The sequence below is a fragment of the Olsenella sp. An290 genome (genome assembly GCF_002159535.1).
In the GTDB taxonomy this organism is placed as follows: Bacteria; Actinomycetota; Coriobacteriia; order Coriobacteriales; family Atopobiaceae; genus Thermophilibacter.
The window spans coordinates 12,399-37,987 of record NZ_NFIU01000017.1 but is presented as its reverse complement, the minus strand read 5'-3'; the positions used below and the strand labels follow the sequence as shown (position 1 = coordinate 37,987).

The window sequence follows — 25,589 nt, the reverse complement described above, 5'->3', positions numbered from 1 at the left end:
AAGTCAGGAAGCTAGGGGCGTGCCGGCGCCGGAAACCGAAAAACTTGCGTGCTGAAACCCGAAAGAAGGGCGCGCTCTTTTCCGCAAGTGAGACTTGACTAAACACAGCAGCACGAGCGCCCCCGCCCAGGCCGCGGCCGTCGCCGCCGCGGCGAGGAACAGTACGAACCACGCCGGGCGAGCCCCGTCCGCGCCGAGCTTCCGCAGGAAGGTGCGCGGGATGTACCCCCTCGAAGCGCCCATGTGCGACCTCCTTGACGAGACCGTGTCCCCGTACCCCTAGTCTATCTCATATTGTCACTTATATAGGGGTGACTCATATAGGTCGAAGCCAAAACATTGGTGCTCGAGAGCGAGGGGTGCCGATGACTGAGCTAAACGCCCCCATGAGGGTGGGCCTGCGCATAAAGGAGCTGAGGGGGGAGCTGGGCGTGAGCCAGGAGTCCTTCGCCTACTCCATCGAGATGTCGCGCACCTACCTCGCGGAGGTCGAGGTCGGCAGGCGGAACGTCTCCATCGAGAACGTCGACCGCATCGCGCGCGGCCTCGGGGTCTCGCTCAGGGAGTTCTTCGACTCGGAGCTGTTTGGCGGGAAGCCTCTGCAGCCATCCGAGGCTGACGGAGCGGCCCTCTAGTAGATTTGCCGTCGCGCTGTCATGGGAAGCAATCTGTTTGTCACTGATGGAGGGGGTGTTGTCATCAAGCTTTCGGGCAAAGACGTCGTTGCGAGGGCTTTCTGAGGGGGAGGGGTGCAGAGCCATCCTCTTTTGAAAAGCATGAGATGTTACCTATCGTTCCCCTGCCCTCATCCGGCTACAACGGTCCCGTCAACGGCGCTATAGGCTCCGCCTCGATTGGCTGGTCTCTGTCGCGCGCATCGGCCTCTACGAGATTGAAGGGAGCGTCGTGAGACCCGCTCCTCGCGATTCCTGCGGCAGCGGCACTCCTCTTGTTTAACGCGGTCGGCAATCGTTTCGGTTGCCGTCCTCCCTGGGGATTGCGGGCACCGTGTGGGACAAGGCCATGCCCTCGCTTTGAAGTGCGAGGCTGTTGAGGCGTTCCTCGGTCTGCTTGGTGTTCGGTATCTGGGCCGATGGCATTTCTTGCCGGGCTGGGTGACGACAATCATTTCTTCCCGTGGGGTGGGCCGCCGTTGAGCTCGCTCCTGTCACGCACATGCTGGACTCATTTCCCTTCGAAGATGCCCCTCCACGCAGCGTGGCCGAAAAGAAATGTCCGCACGCTGTCTGCGCAGACAGCGTGCGAGGATTATCGATAGAGGGACTCCTGTGATGCGAAGGCGCTCTAGGAGAGTCGCGGTACAACGGCGCAGTTATCGAGCAGCTTGTGAAGATAGGAGATCAGACCGAGAACCTCGACGGCGTCCGTTTCGTTGACGTTCCAATGGATTCTAAGCTGGTGTGCCGTCGGGTTGCGAACCAGATGTATCACGCCGTTGAGCAGCTCCCTGAGGCCATTCTGCTGGTTGCGTTCAGATTCGGTCTGCAAGGTGGTCAAAGCGATGTAGGGATCCTTGACGCTCAGTGCCGCGTCAAACAGCCTCGTTCCGTCGAGGCTTAGCCCGGACATTTCTCTCACTCGGTCGCAGAGTCCCTTAGCTGCCTCATGGACGGCATGGAAGTAGTCGTCAACGAGGAGCTCCTTTTGGCAGCACTTCATGACCTCGGGATGAGCGCCGGCCCCAATGAGTGCGTTCCTGAGACTTCTGGTTCGGCGCTCAATCTCATCTAGCGTCTCTGCCGCCTGAACCTTATGGAGCTTTCCGTCGTCACGCACCTCGATACCGGAGAGCATGAGGATCCGATTCACCTCGTCCATCATCCACCTGTATCGCGCGCCGTCGTTGATGCCCCGGGCGGGGTTGAAGCAATAAAATATAAGGTCGTACACGGCATTGGTATTTCTGGCGCCGTTCGTCCTGCTGGCGAGCGCATTGTACAGCCTCTTCCATTTCGTATTGGCCGGGTCCACGTCTGCAATCCCTAGCTCGGCGAGCATTCTGCCGATCTCGGATCCGGTGAGGCCGTTGTGCGTATCGCCGATAACCCTGCAGATCTGCTCCGCCTGGGCTACGGTCAGTGCGGGTGCCTTGGACACAGCGCTTTCCTCTCTCGTCAGGTGCTGGGGGGCTGCGCCTCCTCCTCCAGGAGATTATCCTAGCTGTCCGATGCCCTAATATCGTTTTCGCGGGTGATGGGGTGGTCTCTCGTGTTGTAACAGACGAAGGCGTTCTCCAGTGGGTAAGGGTGGCCGTGCTTGTCTGCCCTCGGGGGCATGTGCGTCAAGCATTCTGTTGTGCCAGGTTGACTGTGGCTACCGCTAGGACATAGTTGTCCCTAATGTAACTGAGGGAGATGGACGAAACCAGGGATTTCACTATGAGGAAGTTGCGGTAAGACAACCGCAAATGAGTGGACTATAGCTCCGCCACATAATGCGGGGAGTGCTGGTAACTTGGTGGCCCGGCTGGCTTCATACAAGAGGGCATCGTCCCTCGCAGCGTGATGGTAGATTTCAGAGGATATTTCGATTACGAAATATCGAGCCGATGTCCCTTACTTTCTGTTGCGTGCGTCCAGTGTTGTCCTCATCAGCGGTAAGGACAATCAACGCGTCGCCCATACCGTCTACAGCTGTGCTTACGCCAACGCTCATCCGCTCCAATGTGCTCTGCGGCTCCTGTGCCGTGTCCCCGCTGGTCAGTTTTACCTTGTCTTGCATATCGCTCATGGCCCGCCCTTTCCGTATGGTGGGAAAAGCCGGCACTTATCAGGTGGATAACGGACCACTAGCTCGTTACAAGATGTGTTGCGCGTCAGCGTTTGTTGCGGGCAATGTTCCCCAATGAGAGAATTAATGTGACAAAGCGTTGCGTTCTGCTACAGAAGGTCGTGGTTGAAACGACGAAGAGGCTGTCTGCAGGCACATTCAAAAAATGTGACATGCACATTCACTCGAGTTCCTGCTACAGCAGGGACTACGAAAAGTCCGAGTTCTTTGACGCCTTGACAGGCGGTGACCTCGATGTGGTTGCCGTAACGGACCACAACAGCGTGGATGTCAAGCTGCTGTCGGAGCTGCAGGGCGTGCTGGCGAAAGAGAACAAAACGTTGATTGGCGGGGTTGAGCTAAACGTCAAGCTCCATCCCGACACAATAAAGCAATATAACCTAACGCTAGGAAAGGGTTCGAAAGGCGAGTACTTCCATGCCATAGTCTGGTTCTCGATGGAGGATGCAGAGGCAATGGCGCAGGTGGTCACCCACCTATTCGAGAAACGCCTGCTCGCCGAGAAGGGTGCACCTAGCGACGGCAAACCGGCCATTCAGCCGCAATCGCCGAAGTCTTTCTCTAAGATGACCGAGGGCAAGGCAATCTTCCTCGAAGAGTTCCAGAAAGAGGCCGCCGCAATACCTCATTTCTTCATTCCCCACGAGAACAAGGACAGGAGCCTGTCCTCCTACCTCCCGAACAACTGCCAGGCGAATCTCGACTACAAAGATCGTCTTTTCTACTACAGTCACGCCATGGCGGTTGAAGGCGGCTCTAAAAGCAGAAAAAGCATTTCGACTGGGATGGCTGAAGAGCTTGAGACTACGGTCGCGGCGCTATTTTTCAGCGACGCCAAGACGACTGAGGAGATCGGCTCTCGCTTCACATGGATAGACTTTGACGGCGACCTTGAATCGCTGCTGCTCGCTATCAGCGACCCCGAAAGCCGTATCAAGACGTCGGACGAATATCCGGAGCTGCCGCAGACAAATACTGGGTCTTTTCTGGAGTCAGTGTCCTTCAATACCCGTGTTAACGGCACTACGGACGACGACCGTCCGGTCACGCTTTATTTCTCGCCGGGCTATAACGGCATCGTAGGGTCAAGGGGTAGCGGGAAATCGATGCTTGCATGCCTCCTCGCGAATAAGGGAGTCGATACTTACTCGAGGTTCGTAGATGCGGACAGCGTGAAGTTCAAGATGCAGGACGGCGTTTCAACAAGCAATCGCCCTAAGTGCCTTTACCTCGGCCAAGGGGAGCTTGAGGAGATCTACAGGAGTGGGAAGTACGAACAGATACCCTTTCTGGACGAGCATATTTCCCCATTGAAAGAGAGAGCGAAGAAAGGTTCAGGAGAAGCTGCGGACAGGCTGGAAACTTGGCTGAATCTTGGAGAACGGCTGCTCGAGGCATTTTGTGCGAAATATCCCAGCGGTCTACAGCGCATCAATCACCTCGACGCTGCGGTGCCTTCGGGCATCACGATAGAAGAGCCGCCGCTGCCCGCAGGGGATGCGTCGCAGGTAGCAAAAGCCAAGGATTCGCTTAACGTTATAGATGACAAGCTCAAAGCCGCATCGGAAGCCATCGGCTCTATCGAGTTCAATGCTTCCTACCCCGAGGACAACACGCTATTTGAAGCGCTTGAAGCGGAGACGCGTGCCATCCAAAATGACGTGGAAGCAGTCATCAAGCGAATCGAGAGATTCTCGGACGGGTTGGGGAAAGTTGACCCATCTTGGTTTTCGCGTCGCGAAGAGCTCGTATCCTTGTTCTCTGAAACATTGAATACAGCTAACAACGCGAGTGGCTCCACAATGCTTGCCCAATACCAGAAACAAACTAAAGCTACCGCTACATTCCTAGACGACCTGCTCTCGCTCCGCATTTCATTGAAGCACGTAGATGAGGAAGCGCAAACGGCATACGAGCGTATGCACAAGCCGATTGATCCGGTGCCGCTGCAGAACGGCGACGAGCCGATCGAGGTCTCCCTCTTTTACGAAGACGACTCGACGTACGATGACAAGCGCGCGAACCTGCTGGGGGCATCGTCCAGCAAGGACCTGCAGGCCTTGGCCGAAGCCTTCCTGCGCCAAGCGGACAGAAGACGCATGCACAGGCTATTCGATGGGAGGAAATTTAAATCGTGCTCCTCGAGGGATCTGGGGTCTCATTACAAGAAGTACTTCGAATTAGCCAAAACAACGATATGCGCTGCGGGGTGCCTAAAAACCCAGATAAAAATCGATGAGAAACCTATAGATGACATGTCGCCGGGAACGAAGGCGCAAGCGCTGTTGAAGCTCTTCCTGAACGACAGCGTCGCATCTGGGAGATGGGCGTACGTTATCATTGATCAGCCGGAGGACAACCTCGATGTGGCAACTATCAAAGATTTTCTCATCGACCGTCTGAAGCAGCTCAAACTTAATGTGCAGTTCTTCGTAGTCAGCCACTCCGCGCCGGTCATAGTGAACGGGGACGCTCGCACTGTTATCGTCTGCAACAATGACGACAACGGCATCAGCTACGTTTCCGGCCCGATGAACGAGAAGTCAATCAAGCAATCAATAGCCGATGTGCTAGACGGTGGAGAGCGGTATCTGAAGATGCGTTTGAACAAGTACAATTTCCAGGTGGGTGATCACTCATGATAACGTGCGGAACTGACGGAAAGGTCATAGTGCAACTGGAAGAGGGGGAATCCTTCGACCTATCCGCCTCCGATCAATACGCGGACCTTCTCCTTTGGCTGACATCGCCAGATGAGAGGGTCCAGATTGATGAGTCTGACTTTGAGGTCGACGAAACGCTAGATGGCAATAATAGGGCCAAGGCAGAAAGGTACTCTGATTTTATCTCTGCCTTCTTGAAGAGAAGAAAAGATAAACTCAGCGAGAGCCGAGCGCTTACGGCGGAGAAGCGAGAGGAATCGATTAAAGAGTTCATTGAATATCTGAGACAGGGAAGTGAGTAAACAGAGGCCCTACAGCCTCATATTGGTGGACGCTGGATGCTCTTCGTGGGGTAGCTCATGAGCCTATCGGGGACTTCACGCGGGCCGTCACCGTGCGAGGATGACAGTCCCCACGGATTGAGGTGGCGCGCTGCCGCCAATCGGGGCGATGGGCTTTCGACCCCTCCCGTTTCATCAGGGCTCCCTGCCGTACTCGGCGACCATGCGACGGACGGCGTCAAAAGCTTCCTCCCTGGTCGCGGTAGGAGGGCATACAACAAACTCTAGCCCGGCCTTGAAGGAGTATGCCCAGTGCGACTCCACCTTGCAAAGCCTGGATGGATCAAGGGTCCTGGGCGGGGCCTTGCACCAGCTGCGGACGAGGCTGACATCCTCAAGGAACTTGAGCGGAAACCGCATTTGCTCGCTCTTGGGAGTCCTCGTCACGTAGGCCGCGGCCCCGTCGTAGAGGGCCCTTGGCGAATAACCCATGCCCGTAAGCCTATTGAAGGCCTCTCTCGTGTCAGCCTCCCTCCTGCCGGGAGGGTACTGGAAGAGACGGGTTAGCCTGGAGAACCAGCCCTCGGGGTCTTCGGAGGAGTGAGCAATAAGGGAACTAGTGTTAAGCGTGGTCGCTACGGGACCGTCTGACTCGGAAGAATCGACTACGGTTCCTTCGGCATTTGGGCGATGGCGGGCCTCGAAGTCGCTGGTGGCAGCCTCGTTAGCCGCATTAAGGCCTGGGCTTCGACCGGCAACCGTAGTGGGGTCGATGTCTACGGGGTCGACTACGGTCGAGGCGCTTTTGGCTACGATTTCTTCGCCTGTAACAACGGTTGGGCGCGTTTGGGGCACGGTTGGATGGGGCTCTCGCGGCGCAACGGTACTCCGTTCCACGGGAGCGCAGGCCCTCGGACGAATGCCGCAGAGTTTCCAAGCCGAGGCGAGCTTCCGTGAATCGCTCCTGAAGCGGGAAGAGAGCAGGGGTCTTCCACCTCGCTCCTCGTACAGCAGCTTGTATGCCTTACGGTACGTTGCCGCGTCCGTGCTTTTGGTCTCGAGGCAAAGGACCCGCAGTACCTGTTGAACGGTACGTGTGGATTTGGGGCTGAGCCCGATGGCGGCGGCCATCTGGCGATATGAGAAGGTGGCACGCTGCCTGCCGTCCGACAGGACGATGTCACTGGGCGTGAAGAGCGCGACCGCGTTGACGATCTTCTGGATTGTCCGATACGTCTTCCTTTTGATGCGCCCTCCCCCGAAGGCGTTGCCGAGTGAGACTGAGGCATCGAACAGCCAGTCGCTCATCTCGGGCGTGAGTACGGGCATGAAGGAGCCGGGCTCCTCCTCAATCTCCACGTCGTCAAGTATGCCCTGATAGTCGGATGGCATTGGAATAACCCAAATCGCACTTGTGCGCTAGAGGGAGACGTCGAAGAAGGCGGCGAGCCTCTGGGGAGAAAAGTACCAAACCCCGCCGATCTTGCGCGCGGGAATGACTCCCTCGCGCGCGAACTCGAGGAGCCTGCGCTCGCTCATCCCGCACCACTTTGCCGCCTCGTGGGTCCTCCACGGCCGGATGCCCTTAGTGCCGCTTGGCGTGCCCATCGTCTTTGCGTCCATCCCCGTCTCCCTTCAAAAAGCATAGGGTTAATCCGCCTAAAGCCTGAACAAATCTGACTATATCAGCATCAGGGCAAACGAGTCAAGAAAATCAGGTATTCTATCTGAGAAAGCTGTACGTTTATTCTTCATGCAGACGGGGGGCAGAATGGGCGGTCCGCAAAAAGGCCTCTACATTGCAAAGGACCAGAGGTCTGGGATGCACTCGTTTGTTCGAGTGGCGCCGAGTGCGGGCATGCCCGACTCTCCGTGCAACCCGTCAATCAACTCGGTGAATGATCTGCTCATGGCGAAGAACGTCGAGTCCTTGGCTGACGCAGCGGAGCAGCTGGGGCCCATGTTTCTCAGGGGCAATAGTCTCCGCTTGCGCACCTTGGATAGGAACGACTTTCGCGCGCTCGTCAGCTCCCCTGACGATCTCTTGGCAGAGTGTTTCTTCGACCCCTACGCGAAGCGGTCGGATGATGACCCATGGGCGTTTGAGCGGTCTGGCAACACTGCCCGTCTTGCCGTTTCGCGAGCGGTGGAGAATCGAGACTTCTGCTCGAAGTACCCTAACGTCTCAAGCGGCGAGGGAAGGGCGCCCCTTATCGTTGAGCCTCTGCAGGACTGGGTACTTCTGAGGAACCTGCTTTCAGTCACTCTGAGAGTTGGCGCGCTTCTGAGAGAGGAGGCCAGGAGCTCCGGCACCCTTCTCGAGGACGCCGGCTTCTCTAGAGTGGGGAGAAGGACCTTTAGCTCGAAACTGGTAATCGACTCGCCCGGTTATGCCATTCCCGTGATGTTCAATCCGTTTTTCCGACCTGGCAGCGTGACGGGAAACGACCTCGCTTATAACGCCGACGCAACGTGCCCCCTTTATGGGCGCATTGCCGAAGTCAGGATGGGGCTTTTTGGTGCGTCAATAGGAGTCTTGCGAGGCTGTAACGTTATTAAGTTTGCAACGGGGTCACAGGCGGAGGCCGCCCGTGGCCCTTTCAAGCCACGTAAAAACAGGCCGAAAGAGGCAAAGTGGATGTACCTCGTCATCGAGAACAGGGAGGGCGTTGGGCAGGGGGAGCTCGCGGACGTGCTCTTGAACGCCCTCGACTCTCAGCTCTACAGACCCCACCTCTCGTACAGCGGCAAGATGATGGAGGAGGTCTCGGTTTGCTCCTATGACCTTCCTACCGCACTATGGGGGCTGGTTCGAGACCACCCCTCGCACTACCTGTCAACTTGCGAGAACTGCCAGAGGACCGTCTTCTCAACGAACCAAGGGCCTTCCCGAAGATTCTGTAGCGATGCCTGCCGAACCACATGGAAGAGACGACATGGGCTGTTGGGTAGCGGCACGGAGGAGGCGTGATGGAACGAACTGCTGAGGCAAAGGCGTTCGTCGAGCGTTGGAAGAGCATCATCGCCGCCGTCCCCGAGGGGAAGAGCAACGAGCAGCAGGACACCCAGAAGTTCTGGATTGACCTCTTGGAGAGCGTCCTCGGAATCCCGTCGGGCGAGATTGCGGGGTTCGTGGACTTCGAGCGCAAGGTGAGGGGACGTCGCATCGACGTATTCGTGAGCGACCACCATTTTCTCTGTGAGCAGAAGTCCGTGGGGGTGAACCTCGACGAACCAGAGCTCAGGAACAAGACCTTCGTGACGCCCTTCCAGCAGGCGATGTGGTACGCCCAGAACCTTCCGTACTCGGAGCGCCCCCGCTGGGTCATGACGTGCAACTTCGAGACGTTCCGCCTCTACGACCTAGATGACGAGCGCCCTGAGGAGGGGTTTCAGGAGTTCTCCCTCGACGAGCTTCCGAACCATGCGTACCTACTGTCGTTTCTCACCTCTCAGGAGACGAGCCGTCTCCACAAGGAGCAGCAGCTCTCCGTCGAGGCGGGCACCTACGTTTCCAAGCTGTACGACGCGCTGGCGAAGCAGTATCACCACATCGACACGGACGCCGAGGAGCAGAGGTCGCTCAACGTCCTTATTACCCGCGTCATATTCATGCTCTACGCCGAGGACGCGGGGCTCCTCCAGTCCCATCGGGCGTTCGGGCGATACTGCCAAGGGGACCCGAGGAAGCTGCGCGGCAAGCTCGTTGAGCTTTTCGAGGTCGTGGACACGCCATACGACCGGCGAGACGAATACCTCGACGAGGACCTTTCCGCCTTCCCCTACATCAACGGCGGGCTATTCTCCGACTCGTCGATTGTCGTTCCCCAGATGACCGAGGAGATCGCGGCGGTCATCGCTGACGCCTCCGAGGGCTTCGATTGGAAGGATATTTCGGGTGTTATCTTCGGTGCCGTCTTCGAGGGAACGCTCAACCCGGAGACCCGTCATGCGGGGGGAATGCACTACACGAGCGTCGAGAATATAGACAGGTGCCTTAAGCCCCTGTTTCTTGACGCCCTCTGGGACGAGCTCCACGCGGCGGAGGGGGAGAGGAGCGCAGCGAAGCGCAGACAGCTGCTCGACCGCCTCCATAACAAGATTGCGGGCATTACCATAGGCGACCCGGCTTGTGGCTCGGGGAACTTCCTCACCGAGGCGTACCGCCAGCTCAGGACCATAGAGAACCGCATCATTGAGGACGAGCTGGGAGACCAGACCGCGCTCTTCGCCGCGATGGACAACCCGGTCAGGGTGTCTCTCGACCAGTTCTATGGTATCGAGATAAACGACTTCGCAGTTTCGGTTGCCAAGACGGCGCTCTGGATTACCGAGGAGCAGATGCTCCGCAAGACTCAGGAGATACTGCCCCACTACGACTTCGACTTCCTCCCGCTGAAAAGCCTCTCGAACCTCGTGGAGGGGAATGCTCTCACAACGGACTGGGCCGAGGTGTTCCCAGAAGACCTCACCTATCTCGTGGGCAATCCGCCGTTCCTCGGGGCAAGAAATATGGACAAGGCACAGAAGGCGGAAATAAAGGTCCTTGCGAAAGATGTGCGGAATGCCCACGACCTCGATTATGTGACTGGTTGGTATATCAAGGCCCTCGACCTCATGGATGGCTCTCGACAGCTCAGAGCTGCGCTGGTGTCAACCAACTCGATTTGTCAGGGGGCGGAGGTCGGTGACCTCTGGCACTATCTCATTGAGGTGCGCGGCGCTCAGATTGACTTCGCATGGAGAACGTTCGTCTGGGACAATGAGGCGGCTGAGAAGGCTCACGTCCACTGTGTGATAGTCGGCTTCTCAAAGAAGGGGAATTCAACGGGCCAGAAGACCCTCTTTGAGGAGGGAATAGAGCCGCAGAAGGTTAGGCACATTAACCCCTACCTGATGCCCGCTCCCGACGTCTTCGTTATGGACCGAAAGAAGCCTATCTCCAGCGTCCCAGAAATGGCGAACGGAAACCAGCCGCGCGACGGAGGCAACCTCATCCTTTCAGCCGAAGAGAGGGACGAGGTTCTGAGCCTCGAGCCTTCTCTTGAACGCTGGATTCGCCCCTACGTCGGGTCGGATGAGTTTATCAAGGGGAAGAAGCGGTACTGTCTCTGGCTTGAGGGCGCGTCGACGGCTGATATAGCCGCGAGCAAGGTGCTTTCCGAGCGCGTCCGTAATGTATTTGAATTCCGTATGGCATCCAAGGCGAAGACGACCAACGGATATGCAAAGACCCCGGCACTCTTCGCTCAGAGACCCCAAAAACAGGGGTGTGACTTCCTTCTTATACCAATGACATCCTCGGAGCGAAGGAGCTATATCCCAATCGGCTATATGGACAAAACGGTCGTTGCGAGTAATGCAGCATTCGTAATACCGAACGCTGACCTATTCATGTTTGGCGTCCTCCAGTCCCAGTTCCACAATGCTTGGATGAGGGCGGTGGCGGGTCGTTTGGAGAGTCGCTATCGCTACTCCAAGGAAATCGTATACAACTGCTTCGTCTGGCCCGAGTGTGGTCAGCACGAGAGAGAGCTGGTTGTTCATGCTGCCCAAAGGGTACTCGACGAAAGGGCGAAACACTCCTATGCCACCCTTGCGCAAATGTATGACCCTAAGAACGAGTTCATGTTCCCAAGTCTAATTGGTGCACATATGCTGCTCGATGCCTCCGTTGAACGGGCGTATGGGGTCGATTTCTCGCGCGATGAAGAGAAAATCATTGAGCACCTCTTCAAGCTCTATGCCGATAAGACGGCTGGTGGTGATATAGCCTAATGGGCTTCCTATCCTATGTGGCATCGGCGGTTTTCTTGGGCGCGATGGCCAACTCTGTGCGGAAGACAAGGAGGGCCCGACGCGAGGAAAACGAAGAAGCAGAGAGGACTCGTAGGAGAATCGAAGAGGAGCTGCGAAGGGATAGGGAGGAGCATGAGGCCTGGCTCCGAGAGCTTGAGGAGCGTCGAAAGAGAAACGCGCTCAGGAAAAGAACCGCGTTCCGGTTCTATGACGACCTGAGCAGGGAGGAGTTCTCGCGAATAGTCGCCGAATCAAGGAAGGGCATCAAGAGACTGATCTCCATCTCGTGCACAGGCTCCACCGTAACAGGCGTGGTTAGGTCGCAGAGCAAGCTGACCGAGTGGACGTTCCGGCTCGACTTCAACGACTGGGGGCGTCTTACGGGCTCCTACTGGATTACAAGCGAGAACGACGACTCGGTTATTCCTAAGGTCGTAGGGGACAGGATTAGTTCCGCCATCATCTCTAAAGTTGGAAGGGTCGCGCGGCAAGAGCCTGCACCCGAAGAGCCTCCCATCGAATTCGTGCCCTGTCCAAGCTGCGGGGTCCTTGTCCAAGCGGACCTGCCTGTTTGTCCGGAGTGTGGACGTCCGCTAAAGGATGGCGAGAGGGATAACGCGAAGAGGAGCCGTAGGGACAACTCCGGACAATCCGTCATGAGTGACGAGAAGGCCCGCAACGCCTTTCTATTACTCTTGATGGGGTTCGTCATTGCTGTCCTCGCCCTTGTTGGCATGCTGGTGTAGCGAAGCTCTTATCTGTGGCAAGGAGAAGAAATGTCCAGAACGATTGACGAGCGCAAGGCGCTCAAGATGCTTGACATCCCGGACTTCAGGCATATGACCAAGGAGAAGGCGGTCCAGCTCGTTTCCATGCTCGACCGAGTTGACCCTTCGGTTGCGAAGGCGGTCCTCGAGCAGTATCCCCAGTTCGCCAACATCCTCCTAGACTCCGCGAGGAATTGGAAGGAGAACGTCGGAAAGGCGTTGGAGGAGGGTGGGAAGGTCTCTCGGGAGACTATAGCCTCGATAAACGCGGCGATTAACAGCCTGAGCAGCTTGCTGAATCGCGAGGACGTGAGTGAGGAGGAGCGAGAGAGGACTGCCGACCGAATGGTGGAGCTTGCCAAGCTCGTTGCGGAGGTCGACAAGAGGAACAAGGACTTCATTTTCAACGTGCTTAAAATCGGCGGAGGAGTTGTGCTTGGCATTGCTGCCATTGCCGCCACCGTGCTCGGGGTCAACGTGAAGCTGCCCAGCGCTCAGGATGTGCGCGGAATCGCCGATGCTGCTAAGGATATAGGGGGCAATATATAGGCGGTTATACTGGAACGAGAGTTCATTTGGGCCAGATAGCCGAAAGGTCCATGAGATGGTTCATTGAGATGATGGAGAGAGCGTCGTCACCCATACCACTTTACGCTCTACGCCGAGAAGGCAGAATTGTGGGGACAGCATGAATGAAGTCGAATCTGCTACCTATGAACGTCTCCTTGATAAGTCTCAGGAAGCCTTTCTTCTTGCCATTGAACTCTACAATCGACCGACCATTCGATATCACGCCGAAGGTTGCTGTTTCTTCCTCTGTAACGCATGGGAGCTCATGCTCAAGGCGCATATTATCCGTCAGATTGGCTACGAGTCTGTCTACTACCCAGGCAGCGACCGGACCCTTTCGCTCTCCGACTGTCTCAAGAAGGTATTCACCAACGAAAACGATCCGCTCCGCCTAAATATGGATGTGGTTTGTGAGCTCCGTAACACGAGCACGCATTTTGTGACTGATGAGTATGAGCTGTTCTACGGTCCAATCCTGCAAGAGTGTGTGAAGTTCTACGAGGAGAAGCTGCGCGAGTTGCATGGAATCGAAATTAGCGACCGGATACCTGAGAACTACCTTGCTCTGTCCGTGAGACGCGGAGACGTTGATTTCGACGTTATAAAGGCTCGCTATCCGCGTGAGGTGGTGGAGAAGATGCTGGAGCTTGGCTCCTCGATAGTCGCGAGCAGGCCTGAAGGTTTCGGAATCGGATACGCTACCGAGTTTCGTCTCACGAAGAAGAAGGGTGAGGGCATCCCTGTTCGGATTGCAAGCGACTCGGATACCGCCGTCTCAATACTGCATTCGCTCACCGACCCCATCAACAAGTACACCTATCGTGCAAAGCGCGGGGCCGACTTCATTCGACGCAAGCTCAACAAGGAGGGTGTTATCCTCAGAGTTAAGGGCGAGCCGAAGGAATTCAATGTCTTTCATTTCAACGTGTTTGTGGATTTCTACAATATGAAAGGGAACGACGCCTACTCGTACAATCTCTCGCTTGGTGGAGAACAGCCCAGCTGGGGATACTCGCAGCAAGCTATCGACCTTATGTTGCAGGAAATCCGACGTGATCCCGAACACGTTATCGACGGAATGCGCGGGGAACTCGCAAAGAGGAAGGTAAGGAAAAACTCTAGTCAGTAAGAAAGCCGACCCCAGGAGCAAGGGAATTCTAAGCAGTCCAGAGACGCCTACCCCCATTCGGGGACCCAGCTTTGTTCCACCCAAGTCGGCTTCTTAGATTGATTCTACCACGTTCGCCCGCTGCCAAACACTGACCTAAATGTCAACGAATCGCTGACCTCGATTGGAGGAGCTGCTCCCAAATTGAGGTACATAATCGGTAGTACCAACGTAGTACCAGCGTAGGACCCGAAACAAAAAACCCGGAGGCCACATGACCTCCGGGCTGCAAGTTTATGGTCGCGGGGGCAGGATTTGAACCTACGACCTTCGGGTTATGAGCCCGACGAGCTACCAGACTGCTCCACCCCGCAATGCGGTGCACCTTGTGTGCAGGAAATAACTATACGCACCCATGCCACGGAACGCAAGGTTTTTCTCGATTGTGAAGAGTTCTCCACAGAAGGGTGGCCGGGGACGCGGGGCCGACGGGCTCGGCCTCAGCGAATAGCATACATTTTTGGACGCGGTTCTTCTCGCCAACTGCGGATATGTGGATTGCAACCAAATTTGTGTATGCTAAGCGCGCAAAACAAAGCCGCGGGGCCGGCGGCCGGGCTGGAGCACGCCCTGGCCCCAGCCCGGCGCCGTGCCACGCGGCGCGCTCCTCCCTACTTCGCGCCGAGGGCGCACATAGTGATGTAGTTGTACGGCTGGTTGAAGTGCGGCAGGAAGAAGATGTCGAGCAGCTTGAGCCGGTCGATGCTCACGCCCTCCTCGATGGCGAGCGAGAACATGTGGATGGCCATGGACACGTCCATGGTGCTCGCGAGCTGGGCGCCCACCACGCGACGGCTGTCCTTCTCGTAGACGATGCGGATCTTCACCTCGGCGTTCTCGCGCATGAAGCCCGGGCGCTGGAGGTCGGCGAAGTCGGAGAAGGCAACGTCCATCCCGGCGCGCTCGGCCGCCGCCACGGAGAGGCCGGTGGAGCAGAGGTTGAGCCCAAAGACGGAGATGGCGTTGGAGCCCTGGACCCCGATCCCCTCGAGCGGGGTGCCGCCCACGTTGTGGCCGGCCACGATTCCCGTGCGCACGGCATTGGTGGCAAGGGCGATGTAGGTCTCCTCGCGCAGCGCGTTGGACCAGATCGTCGCGCAGTCGCCGATGGCATAGACGTCTGGGTCGCTCGTCCGCTGGTGGGAGTCCACGCGGTAGGCGCCCTTGGCGCCGAGCTCCAGGTGCTCGCGACCGAGCTCCACGTTGGGTACGAAGCCGATGGCGTTCACCACAAGATCGGCCGGGTAGCTGCCCGAGGAGGTGGTGACGGCGCGCACGTGGCCGGCCTCGTCGCCCTCGTAGGCAGTGACGGCCTCGCCGAAGTGGCACTCGACGCCGCCCTCGGCCAGGCGCTCGTCCATGAGGTGCGCGAACTCGGGGTCGTAGTAGCTCGCAAGCGAGGTGGGCGCGATGTCAAAGAGGCGCACCTCCTTGCCGCGACGCTTGGCGGCCTCGGCGATCTCCACGCCAATGTAGCCGGCGCCGATCACGGCGATGGAGCGCACGGACTCGTCGGAGACCTGGCGGTCCACCTCCTGGCCCTCCTGGAAGAGCTTGAGGAAGCTGATGCCCTCGAGATCGGCGCCCGGAAGCTTGGGAGAGATGGGCAGCGAGCCCGTGGCCAGGATCAGCTTGTCGTAGGAGACGTCGAAGACGGACCCGTCCGCCCCGGCGCAGTGGACCACGTGGCCGGCAAAGTCGATGCCGGTGACGCTCGTCTCCATGTGGATCGTGGCGCCCTTGGCCTCGAAGGCCTCCTTGTTGGTGTAGAAGAGCTTCTGGTAGGAGTCGATCTGGCGGCCCACCCACAGCGCCGTGCCGCATCCCAGGTAGCTCAGGTTGCTGTTGCGGTCGACCATGGTGACGTTGACCTCGGGGTAGTTGTCCAGCAGCGTGTTGGCGGCGGCGATGCCGGCGTGGTTGGCACCTACGATGACGACGTTCATGACGCTCCTCTCGAGACGTGACAGGCGCGGGACCGCTCTCCGGGCCACGCGCAGACGCTCGAATTGTAACTTTTCAGATGGCATTTAATTGCCAGTAACATAATGGCAATTGGGGAGCGGGACGTTTTTCTCGGTAAGCGCGACGGACGCGGCCGCGCCGGCAGGGGCGCCGCGCCCTGCCCTACACCGGCGGGAGCGCGTCGAAGCGGTCGATGCACATGATGATCTGCTCAACGTCCACGATGCCGTTGAGCCGCACCACGCGCCGGCCGCCAACCCAGACGGCCAGGTCGCGATAGCCCGACCCCTTGCGCAGCCCGCACCACTCCATCCGCTCGATGTCCTCGTAGCGAACCGTGATGGGGGCGCCCACGAACGGCGTCACCTCCATGCGGTCGTCGAAGGTCGAGACCTTGTAGCGGCACGTCACCCACCACAGAACGAACGAGGTCAGCACGAAGCCGCCAAAGAACCCGAGCACCGCCGGCGCGGACGCGCTGAGCACGCCCTGAAGGCTGAACCCCCCAAGGACGACCCCCATGAAGCCCATGAACGCGATCATGAGCACGAGCGCGCGGGTGTACGTGGCCGGCACGACATAGGTGTCGTGATGGCTGTGGTGGCGCTCGGAGATGCGCGCGCTGCCCACCCGCTCCAGGACGAAGGCCGCCACGGGCGCGAGCACGCACACCGCCATGAGGGGCTCGACGGGCATGGCGCTACGCCCCCTGGCTCTCGTCCTGCGGCACGGCAAAGCGGGCCACCAGACGCTCCAGCAGGTCAACGGTCACCTCGAGGCTCGAGACCGGGATGAACTCGCGCACGGAGTGGGCGTTGTAGCCGCCCGTGGCGATGTTGGGGCACGGCAGGCCGCGGAAGGTGAGCTGGGCGCCGTCGGTGCCGCCGCGGGCGGGCACCACCACGGGGTCGATCCCCACCTCGCGGTTGGCGGCGAGCGCGTGGTCCACGAGGAAGTCCATGCCGCGCAGGCGCTCGGCCATGTTGCGGTACTGCTCGCGAACGGTCACGGTGACGGTACCCTCGCCGTAGCGCGCGTTCAGGAAGGCGGCAACGTCGCGCAGGCACTTCTCGCGACGGGCGAAGGCGTCGGCGTCAAAGTCGCGCAGGATGTAGGTGAGGGTGACCTCGGAGGCCGTGCCCTCGATGTCGGTGGGGTGATAGAAGCCCTCGCGCCCCTCCGTGTGCTCCGGGCGCTCCGCGGCGGGAATCATCTGCTGGAACTCCGCGGCCACCGTTATGGCGTTGACCATGACGTTCTTGGCGCTGCCCGGGTGCACCATCACGCCGCGCACGCGGACCGTGGCCTCGCTGGCCGAGAAGCACTCGTAGTTGAACTCGCCGAGCGCCTCGCCGTCCACGGTATAGCCCCATCGGGCACCGAGCGCCTCGACGTCGAGCAGGCCCGCGCCGTGGCCGATCTCCTCGTCCGGGACAAAGGCGGCCTTGATTGTGGGGTGCGGGAGCTCGGGGTGGGCCGAGAGCCGGGCGAGAAGGGCCATGATCTCGGCGACCCCCGCCTTGTCGTCGGCCGAGAGGAGCGTGGTCCCGTCGGTGCAGACGATGTCCTGACCCACAAAGCGCTCGAGGTCGGGAACCTGCTCGGGCGTGGTCTGGACGGGCTCGCCGTCGACGACGCCCGCGACGAGCGGGCCGCCCTCGTAGCGAACGAGGTGCGGGCGCACGCCGTGGGCGGGCGCGTCCGGGGAGGCGTCGATGTGCGCGCAGAGCATGAGCGCGGGAAGCCCCTCGGCCCCGGGAGATGCGGGCAGGGTGCCCGTCACGTAGGCGTGCTCGTCCACCACGACGTCCTGGCAGCCAATGGCCCGCAGGTCCTCGCCAAGGACGCGTGCCATCTCATGCTGGCAGGGCGTGGACGGCGTCACGTCCATGTGGTCGGGGTCTGATGGGGAGTCAACCTGCACATAGCGCAGGAACCGCTCGAGGACGTCGGACATGGGGTGCCTCCTTTGCCTGTTCTTCTCGCCTGCTAGTCTAGCGCAGGGCGCGGCGACGAGTGTCAGCCGAAGGTCAGAGGGACGCGCGCCGCAGGGCTACAATGGTGCCGTGAAGGAGGGAGCCATGAAGCGCAGCAACGGCAGGCAGGAGGCGATTCGCGGCATCGTCCGCGCGCAGTCCATCCGCACGCAGAACGAGCTCGTCGCCGCCCTCGGGGAGCAGGGCTTCAGCTGCACGCAGGCCACGGTCTCGCGCGACGTCTCGGAGATGCACCTCCGCAAGCTCGCGGGCGGGTTCTACGTCCTCGAGGAGGACCTCAACCTGCAGCTCGTGCTCTCGGAGTTTGTGGTGGAGACGAGAAGCGCCCCGGGGCAGGCCCTCGTGGTGGTGCTCACCCAGCCCGAGACCGCCCAAAGCGTGGCACGCGTCATCGACGAGGCGCGGCTCCCCCACGTGCTCGGCACCGTCGCGGGCCACGACACGGTGTTCGTGGCCGCCGACTCCCCCGCCGGCGCGGACGAGGTCAGAAACGCCATCTCCGCGCTCGCCACGAGCGGATAGCGCTCCGCGGCCCTCAGCGCGCGGGCGCCATGGCCGAGAAGATCGGCGCCAGGTAGCGTCCCACACCCGACTCGTCGCAGGAGGCGGTCACGTGGTCGGCGGCCGCGAGCGTGGCGGCGCAGGCGTTGGCCATCGCCACGCCGTCGCCGGCGGCCTCGAGCATCGTGCGGTCGTTGTCCCCGTCACCGAAGGCGATGCAGTCCGCGGGCGAGACGCCCAGGTAGTCGCAGAGCCAGCGCAGGCCCGCGCCCTTGTGGGCGGAACTGTCGGTGACCTCGATGTTGCACGGCAGCGACGAGGTGTGCCGCAGCGTGGGGACGTCGTCGATCAGCGCGCAGACCGCGTCGCGGTCCTCGGGACGACGGTAGAAGACGTTCAGGCGGCACACGTTCCCGACGCGGGCGAGCTGGTCCTCGAAGCTCCCGTCGTAGACGGTGCGCACGCTGCGGACGAAGTCCTTGGTGGCGTCGCCGAGGTCGAGCCCGTCGATCAGCGAGAAGCGCTCGCGCTCGGTATAGACGGTGGAGTCCGCGAAGATGTCAAAGGTAATCGGGAGGTCGCGTACCCGGCGGTAGAGGTCGAGCACCAGGTCCTTCTCGATGCTGACCTCGCGCAGGGTGCGCCCGCCGGCGACCTCGGCCACGATGGCGCCGTTGGCGCAGACGGCATACCGCACGCACGGGTGCTCGAGGAGCTCCCGCGGCAGGCCGGCGACGTTGCGGCCGGTGCAGGGGACAAACTGGACCCCGAGGGCGGCCGCGGCGTCGAGCGCGGCGGCGTTCTCGGGCGTGACGGCCTTCGACGAGTCGAGGAAGGTACCGTCCATGTCAACAAAGACGAGCTTGACCACAGGGTCCCCCTATCGGAGCGCGGCGCGTGCTACGAGAAGCGGACGCGGTCCGCGTACGTCACTCGGTTGGGCGGCTCCTTGCCGTCCTTGAAGGCGATGATGTTGTCCGCCACGACGTCGCCCATGCGCCGGTTGGCCTCGAGCGTCGCCGAGCCGATGTGCGGGGTCGTGAGCACGTTGGGAAGCTCGTAGAACTTGGGCAGCGTGGGCGGCTCGCGCTCGTAGACGTCCACCGCGTAGCCGCCCAGGTGCCCCGAGAGCAGCGCCCGCCCGAGCGCCGACTCCCGCACGATGCCGGCGCGCGCCGTGTTGATCAGCAGCGTCCCCTCCTTCATGCGACGGAACTCGCGCGCGCCGAGGAGGTTGCGCGTGGCGGAGGTGAGCGGAGCGTGGATCGTCACCACGTCGGACTTCTCGAGCAGCTCGTCGAGGCCCGTGTAGAGCAGCCCGTAGTGGGAGGCCTCGGGGCGCTGGACGATGTCGTAGCCCAGGATGTCCATCCCGAAGCCCATGGCGCGCGCCGCGACGGACATGCCGATGGCGCCCACACCGATGATGCCGATGGTCTTGCCGTAGAGGCTCCTGCCCGGGATCTTGTTCCAGACGCCGGACTTGAGCTGCACCACGGTCTGGGTGATCATGCGAGCGAGGTCGAGGATCAGCGCGAAGGTGAGGTCGGCCGTCTCCTCGCGATTGGCGCCGGGCGTGTTGGTGATCGTGATGCCGCGGCGGACCGCCTCGGCGAAGTCGATGCCGTCGAAGCCCGCGCCGTGGCGCGCGATGAGACGCAGCGTGGGGAGCTTGTCCATGGTGGCGGCGTCCAGGTAGTCGTTGCCGAGCACGATGGCGTCGCAGCCGCGGGCGTGCTCGACGATCTCGCCCCCGGTAAGCGGGCGGCCGTAGGGGTTGACGCGCACCGTGCAGCCCGCGGCCTCGAGCCGCTCGACCGCGCTGGTGTCAAAGATGCCAAACGTCGCCGCACACGACGCGACCGCAAACGAATTCGACACGTCGTGCCCCTTCCCATAATGCGCGCTGTTCGGAGGGTATTTTACCCCCTGAGCGGCGCCATGCGGACGCGGGCGCGGCAGAAGTCCCGGCAGCCCACACAAAGGAGGGGGCCGCCCGGCGCCATCTCCCCTGGCACCGGGCGGCCCCGCATGGCAGACAGACGTGCCTATCCGATGACGGCGCCCGTCTTGGCGGAGCTCACCTGGCGAGCGTAGCGGGCCAGCAGGTGGCCGCCGTTCTCGTGGATGACGGGCTTCCAGCCCTGCTTGCGGCGAGCGAACTCCTCGTCGCTGACCTCGACCTCGATGAGGTTCTTGGTTAGGTCGATGTTGATCTTGTCGCCGTTCTCGACGAGCGCGATCGGCGCGCCGTCGAAGGCCTCGGGGCAGAGGTAGCCCACCGAGAGGCCGCCGGAGGCGCCGGAGAAGCGCCCGTCGGTGATGACGGCGGAGTCGGGGATGCCCTTCATGATCTCCGTGACGCGGTGGAGCTCCTTCATGCCGGGACCGCCCTTGGGGCCCTCGTAGCGGATGATGACGCCCGTGCCCGGCTTGATCGCGTGGGCGTTGTAGGCCTCGAAGGCCTCCTCCTCGGAGTTGAACACCATCGCGGTGCCGCTCCAGACGTGCTGGTCGGCGGGGACGGCGCTCGTCTTGACCAGGGCGCCCTCGGGCGCGAGGTTGCCGTAGAGCACCTGGATGCCGTTGGCGACGGAGGCGGGGTCGTCCTGGGTGCGGATGACCGAGCGGTCGCAGCGCAGCACCGAGGTCTCGAGGTTCTCGGCGAGCGTCTTGCCCGTGACCGTCATGACCGACGTGTCGAGGTCGCCCGCGATGGTCTCGAGGACGGCGGGGATGCCGCCGGCCTTGTAGAGGTTCACGCAGGAGATGTCGCCGTTGGGCACGACGTTGCAGATGACGGGCGTCTTGGAGGTGATCTCCGCCACCTGGGTCCACGTGCACTCCAGGCCGAGCTCGGCGGCGAGGGCGGGCAGGTGGATGAGGGCGTTGAGCGAGCCGCCGATGGAGGCGAGCAGCTTGACGGTGTTGTCGATCGCCTCCTGCGTCATGATGTCGGACGGCTTGATGCCGCGACGGACGAGGTCGACGACGGCCGCGCCGGTCTGGCGGGCCGAGAAGCGCCGCTGGCTCGTGGACGACGGCCACAGCGCGCCGTTGGGCAGCATCATGCCGAGGCCCTCGGTCAGGCAGCCCATGGTGTTGGCGGTGCCCAGGAAGGGGCAGACGCCGGGGCCGGTGTAGTAGCGCAGGGTGCCCTCGATGACGTCGCGCTCGGTGGCCTCGCCGGCCAGGAAGCGCGCGCGCAGGGCCTTGGACTCGGACGGCTTGATCTCGTCGTAGCACGGCCCGCAGGTCACGAGCGCCGAGGGCAGGTCGATGCGGGCGGCGGCCATGAGCATGGCGGGGATGATCTTGTCGCAGCTGCCGAGGTAGACCACGCCGTCGAAGCAGCCCTCACCCACGATCATGGCCTCGCAGGAGTCCGCGATGATCTCGCGGTGGGGCAGGCAGTAGCGCATGCCCGCGTGGCCCTGGGCGATACCGTCGCACATGCCGATGGTGTTGAACTCGATCGGCTCTCCGCCGGCCTCGAGCACGCCCTTCTTGACCTCCTCGGCCAGCTTCCTGAGCGGCTCGTGGCCCGGGCACACCTCGTTCCAGCTGTTCGCGATCGCGATGAGGGGCTTGTCGGGGTTCTCAAGCGAGTCCACGGCGACGCCGGCTGCGGCCAGGTGGGCCTTTGAGATAGCTCGCTGGAAGGGCTCCAGCTTGTCGATTGCACGTTCCATGGTTTCCCCCTCTGGGTACGTGGCGGGCGCCACCCAACCGGCGGCACCCGCCACCTCAAATGAGATGGGTGACTACTCCATCTCCTCATACTCGGCGGCGTAGGCCTCGATCTTGTCCATGCCGATCTTCTTCTCGACGAGGAACCAGACGGCGACGAAGACGACGATGGCGACCGGAACGAGGATGATCGCGTTCTCGGAGATGCAGGTCCAGAAGACGATGGCGGTCTGCGTGAGCGACGGGCCGGCCATGGACGCGATCTGGCCATCGAAGGACAGGCCGGTGGAGGTGGCCAGGTCCGTGAGGTACGGGGCGGCGAAGGTGCCGGCGTACAGGATGGCGGCCATCACCGGGATGGAGATGAGGATGGAGCGGAACACGTTGCCGCGGCAGAGCGCGACGACGAGGGCGACGCGGAACGTGACGACGGAGAGGTCGGCCAGCGGCATCATGCGGTTGCCCGGGAGGACGAAGGCCAGGAAGATCGTGACCGGGATCATGATGAGGGCCGTGGTGATGACCTCGGGGTTGCCCACGACGACCGCGGCGTCGAGGCCGATGGAGAGCGACTGGCCGCCGAAGTGCTTGGTCGTGAACTTCTGGGCGCCGTCGGAGATGGGCATGAGGCCCTCGACGAACATGGCGGTCATCTTGGGCATGAGGACCATGACGGCGGCGACGTTGACGCCCGTGAGGAAGATCTGGTCAATCGGCATCAGGGCCAGGGCGCCCATGGCGCAGCCCAGGATGAGGCCCAGCATCATCGGGTCGCCGAAGATGCCGAGGTACTTCTGGACGTTGCGGATGGAGACGTTGACCTTGTTGAGGCCGGGGATGCGGTCGATGACCCAGTTGAGCGGGGCAGCGACGATGATCGACGACGTGTAGGAGATCGTCGGGAGCGTGACGTCGGGAATCCCGAAGAAGTGCTCGATCAGCGGCGAGGTCCAGTCGGCGAACTTGAGCGTCATGACGGCGGTGAAGGCCGTGGCAATGAGGGCCCAGACGATGTTGTTCGTCACAAAGAAGACGAGGATGCCGGCGATCATCATGTGGTGGTAGTTCCAGATGTCGACGTCCATGGTCTTGGTGAGCTTGAGGACCAGCATGAGGATGTTGATGCCCAGGATCTCAAAGACCAGGAAGGCCACGATGGGAGAGGCCCAGGTGACCGAGGAGATGGCGCCCCAGCCGACGTCGGTGACGTCGAGGTTGAGGCCAAAGTTGGCGACCATCGCGCTCGCGGCCGGGGAGACCGCGGACTTGAGCAGGTTCACGAGCAGGTTGATGCCCACGAAGCCGCAGGTGATGGTGATGCCGCTCTTGAACGCCTTGCCGATGTTCATGCGGAAGACGAGGCCGATGATCGTGATGATGATCGGCAGCATGACGTAGGCGCCGGCGTCGATGAGCGCCTGGAAGACAGTTCTGACTGTCTCAAGGAATGCGTCCATGCCTTTCCTTTCTCACATTGAGGACGGTCGAGAAGAACGCGGGGCGACGGGACCCGCACGCCAGCGGACGTGTCCGCGGGGCGTCAGCTAGTCCTTGAGCGCCTCGACGATCTTGTCGAGCGTGGCCTGCTCGTTGATGCCGGTGAGCAGGGCGATGGCCATGATGATCGGGGTCTTGACGTCGGCGTCCTTGAACTTGCCGGAGGTGACCACGAGGTCGTAGTCGTTGGCCTTGTCGTGGAGCTCGAGCATCTTGCACTGGGTGACCTGGATCGCCACGCCGTGGTCGGCGCAGTAGTCCTTGATCTTGGCGGCGACGACGGTGGAGGTGGCGACGCCGTTTCCGCAGGCCACGAGAACACGCTTTGCCATTTTCGTTCCTTTCTCTCAAAGAGAGCCTTGAGCGCACCCCTGTGGTGCGCCTCTTACCTGATGGCGGGACGGGCCGCTAGACGAGCAGCGAGCCGGCGAGCGAGAAGACCTCGTCGGCGTCCTGTGCCGCGATGACCTTGCCGACGAGCTCCTGGTCCTGGACGAAGGCGATGACCTTCTGGAGCATCTCGAGGTGGGCGTGGGCCTCGGTGAGGGCCAGCATGCACACGACGGAGACCTTGCAGGTCTCGTCGGGCTCGTCCATCTTGTGCCAGTCGACGGGGTTGGCCAGGACGCCCATGCACATGGCCGCCTTGTTGACGTTCACGACGTCGCAGTGCGGGATGGCGACGTTGAGGCCGCCCATGTCGAGCGCGGTCGGGAAGTTCGCCTCGCGGTCGACGATCGCCTGGGCGTAGGTGTCCTTTACGTAGCCCTGCTCCTCGAGGACGCCCGCCAGGCGGCGCTCCACGTCCTCGCAGCTGAGGCCCTCCTCGTCGATGCGGACAACGAGGGAGCTGTCAAAGCTCAGATCTGCCATGCTCTTCTCCTTCTCTGTTTTGGGGGCCGCGTGCGCGACCCGTTACCAGACGACGCTCTCCTCGAGCTTCTTGATCGACGCGGCGAGCTTGGGGGCGTCGCACGCCTCGATGTCGGCGGGATCGAAGATGCCGGAGCCGATGCCCGCGTAGGTGGCTCCCTTGTCGAAGTAGGACTGGACGTTCGCGACGTTCACGCCGCCGACGACCATGAGCGGCAGCTTGCCGAGCGGCGCCTGGACGGCCTTGAGGTAGTCCGGACCGAGCTGGCCGGCCGGGAAGACCTTCACAATGTCGGCGCCCATGTCGATCATCTTCTGGATCTCGGTGGGGCTGAAGGCGGCGGGGACGGTGATGACGCCGGCCTCCTTGGCGAGGTCGAAGATCTCCTGGGTGAACATGATCGGCGAGAGCATGAACTCGGCCCCGGCGGCGATGGCCTGGCGGGCGAGCTCGGCGTTCTTCACCGTGCCGGCACCCACGTGGACCTCGGCGCCAAACTCCTTGCGCGCCGCCGCGATCGACTCCATCGCGTGCGGGGAGTTGCTGGCCACCTCGATGGAGTTGACCTTGGTGCCGACGAGCTGCTCCACGACGGTGAGGACCTGCTTGGTCTCATAGCCGCGGAGAATGACGGTCACCTTGGGAAGAACGAGCTCGCACATACCTGCCTCCTCTGTCCGATTCCGTTGGTGAGATTCTAGGTCTGCATATTATGTTTTCAAAATTTGGCCTTACTTCACAATTTTTGCATATCGAGACCGTCAGAGGAATTCAGGTCGGCACGAAGGCAGCTCTTGATGAGACGGCCCGTTTATCTGTGGTTTTCGTAAATCGCCCATATTGAGCAGCATCTCATTACTCAATTTGTAATCCTGTGATAAGCTCAACCTGAAACGATACGGCAGATTTGTTCCGAAGTATCACTACTTGAGTCTCATTTTTGTTTGCATATTCTTTTTCCTTTTCTGAATATTATCTGAATATCTGATTCTATTCTTCATTTTTT

General features: G+C 60.9%; 23 protein-coding genes and 1 tRNA gene. 9 read left to right on the top strand and 15 right to left on the bottom strand.

Features of this window, described 5'->3' with window-relative positions:
* Nucleotides 1–365: 365 nt before the first annotated feature.
* The gene (locus tag B5F84_RS08315; RefSeq protein ID WP_087322738.1) at nucleotides 366–635 is read left to right on the top strand and encodes a helix-turn-helix transcriptional regulator; all 270 of its coding nucleotides are present in this window, start codon (nucleotides 366–368) and stop codon (nucleotides 633–635) included.
* 670 nt (nucleotides 636–1,305) lie between these two features.
* On the opposite strand, the gene B5F84_RS08310 is transcribed toward B5F84_RS08315, so the two are convergent.
* Nucleotides 1,306–2,118, bottom strand: coding sequence for a TIGR02391 family protein (locus B5F84_RS08310; protein WP_087322735.1), 813 nt, complete (start codon nucleotides 2,116–2,118; stop codon nucleotides 1,306–1,308).
* Between the two features lie 417 nt (nucleotides 2,119–2,535).
* A complete protein-coding gene (locus B5F84_RS08305) occupies nucleotides 2,536–2,751 on the bottom strand; it encodes a hypothetical protein (protein WP_087322732.1) in 216 nt (71 codons plus the stop codon).
* Nucleotides 2,752–2,912: 161 nt separating this feature from the next.
* Here B5F84_RS08305 and B5F84_RS08300 point away from each other — a divergent pair, with 161 nt between their 5' ends.
* On the top strand, nucleotides 2,913–5,453 hold the full coding sequence (locus B5F84_RS08300) for an AAA family ATPase (protein WP_239378324.1): 2,541 nt from the start codon (nucleotides 2,913–2,915) through the stop codon (nucleotides 5,451–5,453).
* Nucleotides 5,450–5,776, top strand: a complete 327-nt coding sequence (locus tag B5F84_RS08295; RefSeq protein ID WP_143786079.1) for a hypothetical protein — start codon at nucleotides 5,450–5,452, stop codon at nucleotides 5,774–5,776. Before B5F84_RS08300 ends, B5F84_RS08295 begins: the two co-directional genes overlap by 4 nt.
* Nucleotides 5,777–5,950: 174 nt before the next feature.
* On the opposite strand, the gene B5F84_RS08290 is transcribed toward B5F84_RS08295, so the two are convergent.
* Both B5F84_RS08290 and B5F84_RS08285 read right to left on the bottom strand, forming a co-directional pair.
* The gene (locus tag B5F84_RS08290; RefSeq protein ID WP_087322725.1) at nucleotides 5,951–7,147 is read right to left on the bottom strand and encodes a hypothetical protein; all 1,197 of its coding nucleotides are present in this window, start codon (nucleotides 7,145–7,147) and stop codon (nucleotides 5,951–5,953) included.
* Nucleotides 7,148–7,174: 27 nt separating this feature from the next.
* Nucleotides 7,175–7,378, bottom strand: a complete 204-nt coding sequence (locus B5F84_RS08285) for a helix-turn-helix domain-containing protein (protein ID WP_087322722.1) — start codon at nucleotides 7,376–7,378, stop codon at nucleotides 7,175–7,177.
* A gap of 286 nt (nucleotides 7,379–7,664) precedes the next feature.
* Between B5F84_RS08285 and B5F84_RS08280 the strand changes: the two genes are divergently transcribed.
* The 5 genes from B5F84_RS08280 (at nucleotide 7,665) to B5F84_RS08260 (ending at nucleotide 14,020) form a co-directional block, all read left to right on the top strand.
* Nucleotides 7,665–8,726, top strand: coding sequence for a hypothetical protein (locus B5F84_RS08280; RefSeq protein ID WP_143786078.1), 1,062 nt, complete (start codon nucleotides 7,665–7,667; stop codon nucleotides 8,724–8,726).
* Nucleotides 8,726–11,533, top strand: coding sequence for a DNA methyltransferase (locus tag B5F84_RS08275; RefSeq protein WP_087322716.1), 2,808 nt, complete (start codon nucleotides 8,726–8,728; stop codon nucleotides 11,531–11,533). The genes B5F84_RS08280 and B5F84_RS08275 overlap by 1 nt, the downstream gene beginning before the upstream one ends.
* Nucleotides 11,533–12,300: a zinc ribbon domain-containing protein gene (locus B5F84_RS08270; protein ID WP_087322713.1), complete on the top strand. Its 768-nt coding sequence runs from the start codon at nucleotides 11,533–11,535 to the stop codon at nucleotides 12,298–12,300. Before B5F84_RS08275 ends, B5F84_RS08270 begins: the two co-directional genes overlap by 1 nt.
* 30 nt (nucleotides 12,301–12,330) lie before the next feature.
* The gene (locus B5F84_RS08265; protein WP_087322710.1) at nucleotides 12,331–12,870 is read left to right on the top strand and encodes a hypothetical protein; all 540 of its coding nucleotides are present in this window, start codon (nucleotides 12,331–12,333) and stop codon (nucleotides 12,868–12,870) included.
* Nucleotides 12,871–13,009: 139 nt separating this feature from the next.
* Entirely contained in the window at nucleotides 13,010–14,020 is a 1,011-nt protein-coding gene (locus tag B5F84_RS08260; protein ID WP_087322707.1) for a DUF3644 domain-containing protein, read from the top strand.
* A gap of 276 nt (nucleotides 14,021–14,296) precedes the next feature.
* Here the strand turns inward: B5F84_RS08260 and B5F84_RS08255 are convergent.
* The 4 genes from B5F84_RS08255 to pepT form a co-directional block, all read right to left on the bottom strand.
* Nucleotides 14,297–14,373: transfer RNA gene (locus B5F84_RS08255), tRNA-Met, on the bottom strand.
* Nucleotides 14,374–14,670: 297 nt separating this feature from the next.
* On the bottom strand, nucleotides 14,671–16,005 hold the full coding sequence (locus B5F84_RS08250) for an FAD-dependent oxidoreductase (protein WP_087322704.1): 1,335 nt from the start codon (nucleotides 16,003–16,005) through the stop codon (nucleotides 14,671–14,673).
* A gap of 181 nt (nucleotides 16,006–16,186) precedes the next feature.
* Complete coding sequence (locus B5F84_RS08245) at nucleotides 16,187–16,720, bottom strand: hypothetical protein (protein WP_087322701.1); 534 nt, start codon at nucleotides 16,718–16,720, stop codon at nucleotides 16,187–16,189.
* A 4-nt stretch (nucleotides 16,721–16,724) separates the two neighbouring features.
* On the bottom strand, nucleotides 16,725–17,981 hold the full coding sequence (gene pepT / locus B5F84_RS08240; RefSeq protein ID WP_087322698.1) for a peptidase T: 1,257 nt from the start codon (nucleotides 17,979–17,981) through the stop codon (nucleotides 16,725–16,727).
* Between the two features lie 124 nt (nucleotides 17,982–18,105).
* On the opposite strand from pepT, the gene B5F84_RS08235 reads away from it, so the two are divergent.
* On the top strand, nucleotides 18,106–18,543 hold the full coding sequence (locus tag B5F84_RS08235) for a hypothetical protein (RefSeq protein WP_087322695.1): 438 nt from the start codon (nucleotides 18,106–18,108) through the stop codon (nucleotides 18,541–18,543).
* A 13-nt stretch (nucleotides 18,544–18,556) separates the two neighbouring features.
* Here B5F84_RS08235 and B5F84_RS08230 read toward each other — a convergent pair whose 3' ends face one another.
* From B5F84_RS08230 to B5F84_RS08200, 7 genes are all read right to left on the bottom strand, one after another.
* Nucleotides 18,557–19,393 (bottom strand): Cof-type HAD-IIB family hydrolase, encoded by an 837-nt coding sequence (locus tag B5F84_RS08230; RefSeq protein WP_087322692.1) that lies wholly within the window; start codon nucleotides 19,391–19,393, stop codon nucleotides 18,557–18,559.
* A gap of 29 nt (nucleotides 19,394–19,422) precedes the next feature.
* Complete coding sequence (locus tag B5F84_RS08225) at nucleotides 19,423–20,403, bottom strand: phosphoglycerate dehydrogenase (protein WP_087322689.1); 981 nt, start codon at nucleotides 20,401–20,403, stop codon at nucleotides 19,423–19,425.
* A 167-nt stretch (nucleotides 20,404–20,570) separates the two neighbouring features.
* Nucleotides 20,571–22,214 (bottom strand): dihydroxy-acid dehydratase, encoded by a 1,644-nt coding sequence (gene ilvD, locus B5F84_RS08220; RefSeq protein WP_087322688.1) that lies wholly within the window; start codon nucleotides 22,212–22,214, stop codon nucleotides 20,571–20,573.
* A gap of 72 nt (nucleotides 22,215–22,286) precedes the next feature.
* Nucleotides 22,287–23,669 carry a PTS transporter subunit IIC gene (locus tag B5F84_RS08215; protein ID WP_087322684.1) on the bottom strand — a complete coding sequence of 461 codons (1,383 nt, stop codon included), beginning with the start codon at nucleotides 23,667–23,669 and terminating at the stop codon, nucleotides 22,287–22,289.
* A gap of 87 nt (nucleotides 23,670–23,756) precedes the next feature.
* Nucleotides 23,757–24,041 (bottom strand): PTS sugar transporter subunit IIB, encoded by a 285-nt coding sequence (locus tag B5F84_RS08210; protein ID WP_072374520.1) that lies wholly within the window; start codon nucleotides 24,039–24,041, stop codon nucleotides 23,757–23,759.
* A gap of 76 nt (nucleotides 24,042–24,117) precedes the next feature.
* Nucleotides 24,118–24,582, bottom strand: a complete 465-nt coding sequence (locus B5F84_RS08205) for a PTS sugar transporter subunit IIA (protein ID WP_087314354.1) — start codon at nucleotides 24,580–24,582, stop codon at nucleotides 24,118–24,120.
* Between the two features lie 42 nt (nucleotides 24,583–24,624).
* Nucleotides 24,625–25,245 carry a bifunctional 4-hydroxy-2-oxoglutarate aldolase/2-dehydro-3-deoxy-phosphogluconate aldolase gene (locus B5F84_RS08200; RefSeq protein WP_087322680.1) on the bottom strand — a complete coding sequence of 207 codons (621 nt, stop codon included), beginning with the start codon at nucleotides 25,243–25,245 and terminating at the stop codon, nucleotides 24,625–24,627.
* Nucleotides 25,246–25,589: the final 344 nt, after the last annotated feature.